Annotated in this window: 9 protein-coding genes; 2 read left to right on the top strand and 7 right to left on the bottom strand. The window is 46.2% G+C overall.

Annotated features, from left to right (window positions below; genetic code table 11):
* Nucleotides 1–194: 194 nt before the first annotated feature.
* A complete protein-coding gene (locus PSE7429_RS18610; RefSeq protein ID WP_009628871.1) occupies nucleotides 195–1,412 on the top strand; it encodes a DUF4336 domain-containing protein in 1,218 nt (405 codons plus the stop codon).
* A gap of 112 nt (nucleotides 1,413–1,524) precedes the next feature.
* Nucleotides 1,525–3,159 (top strand): alpha-D-glucose phosphate-specific phosphoglucomutase, encoded by a 1,635-nt coding sequence (locus tag PSE7429_RS18615; protein WP_009628872.1) that lies wholly within the window; start codon nucleotides 1,525–1,527, stop codon nucleotides 3,157–3,159.
* An 84-nt stretch (nucleotides 3,160–3,243) separates the two neighbouring features.
* Here the strand turns inward: PSE7429_RS18615 and PSE7429_RS18620 are convergent, their stop codons facing one another.
* From PSE7429_RS18620 to PSE7429_RS25475, 7 genes are all read right to left on the bottom strand, one after another.
* Nucleotides 3,244–3,840, bottom strand: coding sequence for a molybdenum cofactor guanylyltransferase (locus tag PSE7429_RS18620; protein ID WP_009628873.1), 597 nt, complete (start codon nucleotides 3,838–3,840; stop codon nucleotides 3,244–3,246).
* Nucleotides 3,841–3,844: 4 nt separating this feature from the next.
* Entirely contained in the window at nucleotides 3,845–4,786 is a 942-nt protein-coding gene (locus PSE7429_RS18625; protein ID WP_009628874.1) for an alpha/beta fold hydrolase, read from the bottom strand.
* 158 nt (nucleotides 4,787–4,944) lie between these two features.
* Nucleotides 4,945–5,718 carry a hypothetical protein gene (locus PSE7429_RS18630; RefSeq protein WP_009628875.1) on the bottom strand — a complete coding sequence of 258 codons (774 nt, stop codon included), beginning with the start codon at nucleotides 5,716–5,718 and terminating at the stop codon, nucleotides 4,945–4,947.
* A 63-nt stretch (nucleotides 5,719–5,781) separates the two neighbouring features.
* The gene (locus PSE7429_RS18635) at nucleotides 5,782–7,299 is read right to left on the bottom strand and encodes a peptidoglycan-binding domain-containing protein (RefSeq protein WP_009628876.1); all 1,518 of its coding nucleotides are present in this window, start codon (nucleotides 7,297–7,299) and stop codon (nucleotides 5,782–5,784) included.
* Nucleotides 7,300–7,505: 206 nt separating this feature from the next.
* The gene (locus tag PSE7429_RS18640; RefSeq protein ID WP_009628877.1) at nucleotides 7,506–8,288 is read right to left on the bottom strand and encodes an ABC transporter ATP-binding protein; all 783 of its coding nucleotides are present in this window, start codon (nucleotides 8,286–8,288) and stop codon (nucleotides 7,506–7,508) included.
* 51 nt (nucleotides 8,289–8,339) lie between these two features.
* Nucleotides 8,340–9,674: a formylglycine-generating enzyme family protein gene (locus tag PSE7429_RS24650; protein WP_009628879.1), complete on the bottom strand. Its 1,335-nt coding sequence runs from the start codon at nucleotides 9,672–9,674 to the stop codon at nucleotides 8,340–8,342.
* A gap of 196 nt (nucleotides 9,675–9,870) precedes the next feature.
* Nucleotides 9,871–10,479, bottom strand: a complete 609-nt coding sequence (locus PSE7429_RS25475; RefSeq protein ID WP_009628880.1) for a general stress protein — start codon at nucleotides 10,477–10,479, stop codon at nucleotides 9,871–9,873.
* Nucleotides 10,480–10,621 lie beyond the last annotated feature (142 nt).

Raw genomic sequence — 10,621 nt, forward strand, 5'->3', positions numbered from 1 at the left:
TACCGCCCGCTAAGCGGGCGGTACGCTCTCTGGTTTTGGTTTTGAACTACTTCTGAGTGACGGTGCGAAGCACCGTCACTCAGCTTTTGGGTTTTATGTCCTTGGGGAAACGCAATTATTTAACGAAAATTTGATTGGTGTTGGAGATCGCATTATGATATTTACGTTAGAAGTTACGCCTGAGCAAGAGTTTGATGACTGCCAAAGAAATACATAGCGAGTCTGAGAATATTCCCAACAGTAAGGACTGGTCATGGAAATTTTGGCAGGTCGTGCCGCTGTATCCCTATGGACGAAGGCGTACTCTTCGCCAAGAAATAGTCAAAGATTCGATCTGGACCTTCGATCAGATACAGGGAATTTTTTATGTAGTCGTGCCGATTCGCATGACGGTGGTAAAGCTAGAAACGGGAGGATTATTAGTATATGCACCCGTTGCCCCAACCCCGGAATGTATTCGCCTCGTTAACGAACTGGTGACCGAGCATGGCGATGTCAAATACATCATTTTGCCAACGGTTTCAGGAATCGAGCATAAGGTTTTTGTTGGTCCATTTGCCCGCTATTTCCCTAAGGCTCAGGTTTACGTATCACCGCATCAATGGAGTTTTCCGCTAAACCTGCCCCTAAGTTGGCTGGGGTTACCGAGAAACCGCACCTCAATTTTGCCAGAAGATATTACGCAGAGTCCCTTTGCCAAACAATTTGATTATGCAGTCCTCGGTTCGATTAACTTGGGATTAGGGAAATTTGCGGAGGTTGCTTTGTTTGATAAGCGATCGCAGACTTTAATGCTCACCGACACAATTGTATCTATTCCCGAACAGCCTCCCGAAATCCTCCAACTCGATCCCTATCCATTGCTATTCCATGCGCGTGATAGTGCGGCTGAATCCATCACCGATACGCCTATCAATCGAATGCGGGGTTGGCAGCGTACGGCTCTATTCCTATTCTATTTTCGTCCGCAGGTGTTAGAAACGGTGTCCTTTTGGCAATCATTGCTGGATATTACCAAAGCGCCAGAGCGATCGCGGCAAGCTTTGTTTGGACTATTTCCTTTTCGGTGGCGAGAAAATTGGCGGCAAGCTTTTGAAAATCTGCGCGGTAATGGACGTATTTTTGTTGCGCCAATATTGCAAACCCTCATCCTCAATCGTGATCCCCAAGCCGTAATTGACTGGGCCGATAAGGTGGCTAGCTGGAATTTTGTCAGGATTGTTCCCTGTCATTTTGATAACGCGATCGCAGCTACGCCACGCGAGTTTCGCCAAGCCTTTAGTTTTTTGGAAAAGAATCCCCAATATGCAGTTTCTGATAGCCTGCCTGAAGAGGATTTTGCAGTTCTACAGCAAATCAATAATATCTTGCAGGGCAATCGCATTATTGTCGGAGCCAAGGATAAGATCTAAAAAACTCACATCAATGCTAACCAATGCCTCGTAAAATTAAAGCAAGCCTAAAGGTATGGGCATTTTCAGTGCTTTTAGATAATTCTTAGATAATTTGTAGCTTGTAAGTTTAATGAGCATAAAAGTCGTTTCCACCTCTCCATTTTCCGATCAGAAGCCCGGTACTTCTGGACTCCGAAAAAAAGTTACCGTTTTTCAAACAGCTAATTATCTCGAAAATTTCGTTCAATCAATATTTGATAGCCTAGAAGGATTTCAAGGACAAACTCTTGTAGTTGGAGGCGATGGACGCTATTACAACCGCCATGCAATCCAAGTCATCCTTAAAATGGCAGCAGCGAATGGCTTTGGCAAGATTCTCGTCGGACGTGGTGGCATTTTATCGACACCTGCGGCCTCCTGTGTAATCCGTAAATACGGCGCTTTTGGTGGCATCATTCTCTCGGCAAGCCATAATCCCGCTGGTAAAGACGGCGACTTTGGTATTAAGTACAACACTAGCAACGGGGGACCCGCTCCTGAGAAAATCACCGATGCGATTTACAACATCAGCAAAACTATTGCCGAGTACAAAATTCTAGAAGCTGACGATCTCGATCTTGATCGCATCGGTGAAACCCAACTTGGTAGCACCACGATCGCCGTTATCGATTCCGTTGCCGATTATGCCGAACTCATGGGCGAGCTATTTGATTTCGATCGCATTAAGTTATTACTCGCCTCTCCCACATTCCGCATGTGCTTTGATGGAATGCACGCGGTCACTGGTCCCTACGCGCAAGAAATTCTAGTCAATCGCTTAGGTGCACCCGCCAGTTCTCTACAAAGTTGCATTCCCCTTGAAGACTTTGGTGACGGACATCCCGACCCCAACCTCGTCTATGCCCATGATTTAGTCGAAGTTCTCTATGGCGAAGATGCTCCTGATTTTGGTGCGGCTTCCGATGGCGATGGCGATCGCAATATGATCCTCGGACGTAAATTCTTTGTCACTCCTAGTGATAGCTTGGCGATCCTCGCCGCCAATGCCCATCATGTTCCTGCGTATAAAGGCGGTTTGGCAGGCATTGCCCGTTCGATGCCCACCAGTCAAGCTCCCGATCGGGTCGCCGCGCGTTTAGGCATCGAATGTTACGAAACACCCACGGGCTGGAAATTTTTTGGGAACTTACTAGATGCGGGTAAAGCAACCCTTTGCGGAGAGGAAAGCTTCGGTACTGGTTCCAATCACGTACGCGAAAAGGACGGACTTTGGGCAGTGCTCTTTTGGTTAAATGTGTTGGCAGCCCGCCAGCAATCTGTAGAAGCGATCGTTAAGGAACATTGGCAACTCTATGGACGGAACTTCTATTCTCGTCATGATTATGAGGGGGTCGATAGCGATCGCGCTAATACCCTGATTGACAATCTCCGCCACCAATTTACAGATTTACCCAGCCAAAAATTTGGTAATTATGAAGTCGCGTTCTGTGATGACTTCAGCTATACCGATCCCGTAGATGGCAGTATCAGCAGTAAGCAGGGAATTCGGATCGGGTTTACCGATGGTTCTCGCATTGTATTTCGGCTGTCGGGGACGGGGACTCAAGGCGCAACCCTTCGCCTCTATGTCGAAAGCTACGAACCAAATATTGCTAAACATTCCCTCGACACCCAAGAAGCGCTGAAGGAGTTGATTGAGATCGCTGATCAAATTGCTCAGATCAAGACCTTAACTGGACGCGATCGCCCCACGGTCATTACCTAAAAGATAAGTGGCGGCGCGAAGCGCCGCTTATGCGTATTAGTGATAAGTGGTGGCGCTTCGCGCCACCACTTATCGATATTGCCGCTATAGGGAGCAAAAATCCTTGGGACTATTGCAGTTAAACAACATCGATATGGGTGGACTGGCGATCGCAATTACTTCTTGATCGCTCAACCATTTTTGAAACGATCGCCCGCCTGCGGCGATAAACTGTCGGAGCGAATCTTGGCTTTCCCGCCGATAGAACCCACATAGGGGTTCCCATTGTTTGCGACCATTCTCATCGGCATAGCGAGGTAGATAGGCGATCGCAGTGGGTGGTAAATATTCTAATTGATTCGCCCAGATCTGGAGAATATCCCCCTGAAGTCGCGGCAGATCGCAGGCAAGCAATAAATACCAATCCACAGGAACGGCGATCGCTTCTGTCCCTTGCCAAAAGCCAACTAGGGCTCCGTCAAATTGGCGATCTAGTACTGCTGATAATTGGGGCAAATCTGTGGCGATCGCTTTTTGGTATTGCTCCCGACTTCTCACCACGACATAGCCTGAGTCGGCTACCTGTAAAGCGATGCGACAGGTTCTGAACAAGAGAGTTTCGCCATTAACTTCTAATAGAGCTTTATCTCTCCCCATCCTCGAACTTTTCCCACCCGCTAAGACGATCGCGACGATATTCATAGAGTTAATGCGGGTAATTCATGGAGTTAGATGCGATAAATTGAAGAATTTCTTGGGCCGTAATTTCAGGACGTTCAAGATGGGGAACATGTCCGCTGCGATCGATCCAAACGAGTTTATTGTGGGGAATGATTGATTGGAATTTTGCTGCATCTTTTGTGCCAAGAATGCGATCGCGATCGCCCCAGAGAATGAGAGTTTCCTGTTTTAAGAAACGTAACTGCTCGGCAAAGGAGCCGTAGCCGCCACTTTTGGTAAAGGAGATCAGCGATTCGCTCCATCGAGGCATGGCGAGGTGCAAGGATGCACAAACTTCCGCATCGGTGGTGACCAAACTAGGATCGACATAGGCCTTGAGGCTTACTTCACGGCGGACTTTGGGACTGCGCAAAAAATCCGTTGCCATCCGATCCAATGGTGGCACTAGAAATTTACCTGCCAGCGAACCTTTACGCATTCCCGCACTACCAATGAGAATCAATTTCTTCACAACTTCAGGATAGGTCAGTGTGAAGTCAATTGCTGCCGCCCCTCCCATCGAGGCCCCCACGAGAACGATCGGTTTTGCGATCATGGTTTTCCAAAAATAATAGAGATGATCTTTGATCGCTTCAGGGCTAACTTGAGTATCGGCAAGACGTTCTGTTAAACCAAACCCAAATAAATCCATAGCCCAAGTTTGATGACTATGGGCAAGCTTGGGGAGCAGTCTGCGAAATTCAAGGAGGGAGCTATCAAATCCATGCAACAGCAGAATTGGCGGCTCTTGATCGGGACTGGTTTGAGCATTTTTGACTCGATCAGCACAAACATAACTAGTTAAAATTATTTCACTGGTAAATGAGCTTGATACCAAGCAAAACTGGATTTTATCGACCAGAGATATCGAAGCAGTTTCGGTAAATTGCGATCGCAGGTTACTAATTTCAGGTGGTAAATTTGACATTAATTCTCTAATTAGGAAGCTTCATCATTATGGATTGGTCTAATTCCATCTATTCTATCTAAGTAGGTCAGGATAATTCAAAACCAACACCCAGAAGAGAGTGTACCCACCGCGTAGCGGTGGTTACACTCTCTTCTGGGTTTTAAGTTTACTTATGCTCAGCTACTTATTTCATTACTTGTTGATAGGGGCAGACTTACATCTAGTTTATTTAATTTATGGAGTTGGATTTTTACAAGTGTGGCTGCGGTAATCGTGGCATAGATAGGAGAGAAGCCAAGAAAAAATAACAAAATCCCATACAAAGTGCCTTGCCCTCGAAAAATTGGGATAATCGCGATCGGTAGAAATGCTATCAAAACGAAGTTCACCACGATCCATAGTAACGATCGCCTCTTTAGAAACTGAACATGAGATGGTCTACGAAACCGACCGTTCCATAGTACAAGCCATTGCAATACTCCGAGAAGAATTCCTGCTAACACCACCCACAGGGAATTAGCCGCCAATATCGGAATGCGATCAAAGATATTACTTTCGACAAAGCCTCCATTAGCATCGATCGCAAAACCAAATTGGGCTGTATAGGCTAAACTCGTTGCGGCAAAAGCAATCCAAGTCCAACTAAAGGTACTCGCCAAAATCCACCAAGCGGGAGACTTAAGGAACCGACGCAAAACAACATATTGCATTAATCCCACAAAGGTACTTTCAGCCATTGCACCACATACGATACCCGTGGCTACAGAACAGTTGAGACTACCAAAACCCGTATGACAAATACCCCTCTGTATAAGATGAAAGCTTAAAAAATGCACGCCTGCCAAACAAGCAGCGATTCCAAACATACTGCCAATGAGAGTACCTACTAAGGTAGTAAGTACCCACCGCCACCATAGACCTACAGCAGATAAAGCGCGTTGTGTTTGCATTGTGTGTTTGAATAAATCGCTCGAACTCGAAGATCGCGATCGCCTAAATCGCCTAATAATTTTCTAGATTAGCTCTTCAGTGACGATCCGACGTAAAATCTCGGCTACTGTAGTAGCCATTCTCGCATCAATTTCTAACGACTCGCGCACTGGATCTTGAAGATTGAGGACAGCCCGTAAAGTCATATTCACCGAACGGAGTTTCGGCAAAGGTAGATCGTGGGACTGAGCAAGACGATCAACAAACTGGATACTGGCGGTATAGGTAAGTTCCGTTTGTCTGCGTTGATCGCTATAGCCAAATCCCATTTTCGAGAACACTACTGGTTCGCCCATGAAATAGGGCAATCCTAGGGCGGCGATCGCCGCATCGACATACCTTGCCGTGTCCTGCCCCATGGCATTAATCAGGGTACTCAAGCTATGCCATTGCGCCGCAGGTAATCGATTGGTTGGCGGAATATGCCGATGCCACGCGATCTGGGAAACGATACGGGTCAAGTCATAGGCCGATATCAAATTGTCTCCACGATGGGGATCTTTGACTCCACTTAGCACCGTCTGCCCTGAAGTATCACGCAGAGTGGGTTGCTCGATATAGGGGACTTCGCCATAACGTCCTTGAAAGGAAAGTTTTTGGTTGCCAGTAATTTGGATCAGCCAATTTTGTAAGGCGAGCGGAGTCGTAAACTGCTTAAACATGGCCGCTAAGGCATTGGAGGTAATACCATTGGACTCATCGTAATTACAAATGCGCTGGGCTAGTTCTGCGTAGGTACGTGGGGTGATTTTTCCCTGCACATCAGCGATCGCACAGTTAGCGATCACTTGATTGGGTTGGGCTTGATTGGCTGCACAAAGGGTATAGAGCAAAGGCAAGATTTTGGTGGAACTCCAAAACTGAACATTCGCTAGGGGATTTAGTCCGATCCAGCGCGTTAACATTTGTCCATTAACGACACTACCGATACAAATGCAAGCTTGCTGAATGCTGCTATGGAGAAACTCTAAACCAATATTTTCAATATTGGGAACTTGACCGAGAGCGGGATAGGGGCGAAAACGAACGCGCACCTGCGACTTTGCCAGCATGGCGACTTCACCATAGGAAACCGCATTTACGCCATCGGGTAAACTGGCAAGGCGATCGGGATAAAGCGCGATATCTTTGAGTAGTGGCGATGGGGCAAAGTTGCGATTTGGCAGGCTTCTCTTCGAGCCAGCTACACAGCCGTTCACTCCGCGATCGAGAAATCCTAATAAATTTGAGTCTACCTGCCCCATGTTGACGCAAATCTTTTGGGAGTTGATAAACTTTTGCCAGAGGCGATCGCCATTACCCATGATTTCGAGTAAATATCTGACCACCGCAGGCATCTGGAGGAGATTATTGGTAATCGCTTGCGAATTGGCATCCAAAATCGTATCGATGCTCAGGGCATTGGCAAACTGCACAAAGGCTGCCTCGGACAACTTGCCATAGATGCCATCAATTTCACCATCGTATAGCCCCAATTGCTGCAAATACGTCTGTGCTTTGGTCAATTCCTCAAATGAAAGCTTTACCTCAGTCCCTGCCATTGAATCCCTCTAAATAAAAAGCCTTGAATTTAAGCACTATGAAATAAGAATTATGAAATAAGAACTATGAAATAAGAACTATGAAATAAGAACTACAAATATTCTATCGATAAGCATGGCGATCGCTATGTATAGCAGCGTAAGTTTTGCTCAAATTAAAGATTAGTGGCGGCGCTTCGCGCTGCCACTAATCTTTAATTTGAGCCTTAGCTGGGCGGTAGTTTGCCAAAATTGCCCATACCCAAATACAACTCAGCAACCTCAGGATCGCTCAATAAATCCGTACCTTTGCCTGTAAATTCATCCTTACCCAAATGCATGACATAGCCACGATCGGCGATCGCTAGAGCCTTGCGGGCGTTTTGTTCCACTAAAATAATCGATGTTCCCGACTGATTAATAGTTTGAATTAAATTAAAAATATCCTGTACCAAAATCGGAGATAGAGCCGCTGAAGGTTCATCTAGGATCAATAATTTGGGCTCTAGCATCAGGGCTCTCCCCATGGCGAGCATTTGTCGTTCTCCCCCTGAAAGGGTTCCAGCTCTCTGGGTGCGGCGTTTCGCTAGTACGGGAAAAGTCTCGTAAATTTTATCTTTTAGCTCCTTAATATTGCCATTGCGCGTGTAAGCCCCCATATCCAAATTGTCGGAGATGCTCAAGGAGGGAAAAACATTGGCAATTTGGGGAACATAGCTAATCCCATAGCGCACGATTTGTTCGGGTTTAAGCCCAATCAGCGGGCGATCGCCAAATAATATTTCCCCCGATCGCACTGGCACTAGACCAAATATGGTTTTGGCTAAGGTCGATTTCCCTGCCCCATTGGATCCGATCACGGTAACGAGTTCACCTGCATAGACCGTTAAATTTGCCCCTTGCAAAATATCTACGCCATCCACATATCCCGCCACAATATTTCTGGCTTCGAGTATGGGTTTTCCTGAAATTTGGCGATCAATGGGTTCGGTAGATTGACTGGGATTCATAGGGGGGAGGGAATGGCTCTAAGCTCAATTTTAGGCTACATTAAGCTTAATCTACATTGCGGAAATAACTACGCGAAAGCCAATGTCGTTGTAGCGATCGCCTTGCCAATGCCACTCACGGCTGGCGGAGCGGCATAATTTTGCATCGTTGCTCCACGATCCCCCTTTGCGTACCCTGCGTCCAACATTGCCTTCTATCCAAGCCGTGCCATCTGCTGGTGCGCCATAAAAATTATCGTGCCAAGTATCTTCACACCATTCCCATACACCACCATGCATTTCGTATAGCCCCCAAGGATTAGGTACTTTCTGTCCGATTGGATGCGATCGCTTGTCAGCATTAGCCGCAAACCAAGCATAATCTGGGAGTTGAGTGGAATCATCACCAAAGTGGTAAGCAGTATTTGTGCCAGCCCGACAGGCATATTCCCATTCTGATTCGCTGGGTAGGCGATAGAGATGCTGTGTTTTTGCTGCCAATCGACGGCAAAACTCCTGTGCCTCCAACCATGAAATGCTTTCCATTGGTGCTTGTAAATTGTCGCGAAACGTAGCGATATTGCTGCCCACAACCGTGAGCCATTGTTCTTGGGTAACCGTAAATTTTGCCATATAAAAGGCAGGAACTCTAACTTCGATCGGCGGCGATTCATTCTCGCGGCGGTCTTTTTCATTAGTGGGCGAACCGATGGTGAATTTGCCAGCGGGAATACGTACCATTTCCATATATATCCCATTTCCCAAATCATCACGAAATGCTTTGTCACCTCTCTTAATCGGATCGATGGGAGGTTCGACAATCGGAGCAGATATCACGGTGACGATCGGCTTGGGTTTGGGTTTGAGGTTCTCTAGAAATAGCGCCAAACTAAATCCTGCGATCGCCGCACTACCATTGACCAATAATTGCCGCCGATTGAGCGGTACTCGCGTTAGGGATTGTGCCAAAGATTGGGCAATCAGTAACACTTTCAGCGTAGAAACTTCGGAATCTGTTTGAGGCTTTTCACTGCGATCATCATCATTAGCTCGATCGCGAAGATCGCAAATATCTAGATACTCGGTGCGAAATTCGGCAATGTAGGCATAGCCCTCTAAATATTCCCGTACCAAACAGTAGTAGCCATCCTCATTAAAAAAAGCCTGCACTTTGGGCGCTAGAGTATAGTTTTGTCCTATTTCATAGAGCCTTATAGCGATCGCTGCGGGCGCGCAATTATCCTCTTGTAAAACTTGCCAGCAATAGATCGCACATAGAGGCTTGGGGAAGATCGGCATTTCTAAATTTTCGGCAAGATACAACGATAAAGCGATCGCATCAATTTGCTCGCGATCCAGAACTTGCTTAATACGGTAACGATTACTGAGAATGCTATCTAAATCCATAGGGAAATTGTATAGCACCTCCAAGATGGTTACATTTTTCTCCCCAATTTACAGCGCTTTGCGCTCAAATCCAAACCATGAAATTTTTTGAAAGTGTCGCAAAGCGACACTTTCAAAAAATTTCATTTAGACAAAAAACCAAGCATTAATTGGCGTTGCTCTGCACCGCTAATTAATGCTTGGTTTTTTGATTTGCTCAAATGACCTGTTCCTTGATCAGACGATGCCCAATATGTATCAGGATTTCTTTAGTGGTGCTTATGTCTCGATCATCACCAATAACCACTACCAAAAATTTTCCTGTAGCGATCGCTGTCTCATATTTATGCGCCTCCGTCTCCACAATTCCTAAAGAAGTTAAAACCTGTGGCAATCCACCATCCGTCTCAATATCTTGCCAGTTTAGCGATCCGTAACCATGATCGGCATCGTGATAATTTTTTCCCAATACTGAAATTTTGTCCCTGCTGATGCCAGCATCATGGATTTCCTTTACCGCACTTTCTGCTTCAGTATGGGTGGTGAAAATGTCTACTATCGTGAACTTCTCAATTACAGGCAGATCCTGAGCCATATCCCCCAGTTTATCAACATACATTGGGGGCTCGACCGCGTAGTTATTAATCAAACCTTCCGTATCAACTGTGTAGCCATCAGCGGTGTGAAGACTGTCAGGCTCTTCGGAATTATGGGGGGTATGTTTATAGTTCGCACCTTCTCTCTCCTTCCTCGCTCTAGTTTCGGCGGGAACGATATGAGGATCCAAAGAATCAGTAGTTGTGTCGTCTTGAACTTTAATACTCATGATGTTCTCCTTATTAAATCAATCTTGAAGTTAGGATCGGGGATATAAGAAACCATTTAGGAATTGGATAGATCCCCCCCACCCCCCCTTAAAAAGGGGGGAGCATTAAATTCTTCCCCCTTTTTAAGGGGGATTGAGGGGG

It is taken from the genome of Pseudanabaena biceps PCC 7429 (assembly GCF_000332215.1).
Classification (GTDB): Bacteria; Cyanobacteriota; Cyanobacteriia; order Pseudanabaenales; family Pseudanabaenaceae; genus Pseudanabaena; species Pseudanabaena biceps.

What these genes read in the sequence shown, in the direction of transcription:
- PSE7429_RS18630 (WP_009628875.1), bottom strand. Translation starts at nt 5,718, where the DNA reads ATGCAAACACAACGCGCTTTATCTGCTGTAGGTCTATGGTGGCGGTGG.
- PSE7429_RS25475 (WP_009628880.1), bottom strand. Translation starts at nt 10,479, where the DNA reads ATGAGTATTAAAGTTCAAGACGACACAACTACTGATTCTTTGGATCCT.
- PSE7429_RS18640 (WP_009628877.1), bottom strand. Translation starts at nt 8,288, where the DNA reads ATGAATCCCAGTCAATCTACCGAACCCATTGATCGCCAAATTTCAGGA.
- PSE7429_RS18625 (WP_009628874.1), bottom strand. Translation starts at nt 4,786, where the DNA reads ATGTCAAATTTACCACCTGAAATTAGTAACCTGCGATCGCAATTTACC.
- PSE7429_RS24650 (WP_009628879.1), bottom strand. Translation starts at nt 9,674, where the DNA reads ATGGATTTAGATAGCATTCTCAGTAATCGTTACCGTATTAAGCAAGTT.
- PSE7429_RS18620 (WP_009628873.1), bottom strand. Translation starts at nt 3,840, where the DNA reads ATGAATATCGTCGCGATCGTCTTAGCGGGTGGGAAAAGTTCGAGGATG.
- PSE7429_RS18610 (WP_009628871.1), top strand. Translation starts at nt 195, where the DNA reads ATGACTGCCAAAGAAATACATAGCGAGTCTGAGAATATTCCCAACAGT.
- PSE7429_RS18615 (WP_009628872.1), top strand. Translation starts at nt 1,525, where the DNA reads ATGAGCATAAAAGTCGTTTCCACCTCTCCATTTTCCGATCAGAAGCCC.
- PSE7429_RS18635 (WP_009628876.1), bottom strand. Translation starts at nt 7,299, where the DNA reads ATGGCAGGGACTGAGGTAAAGCTTTCATTTGAGGAATTGACCAAAGCA.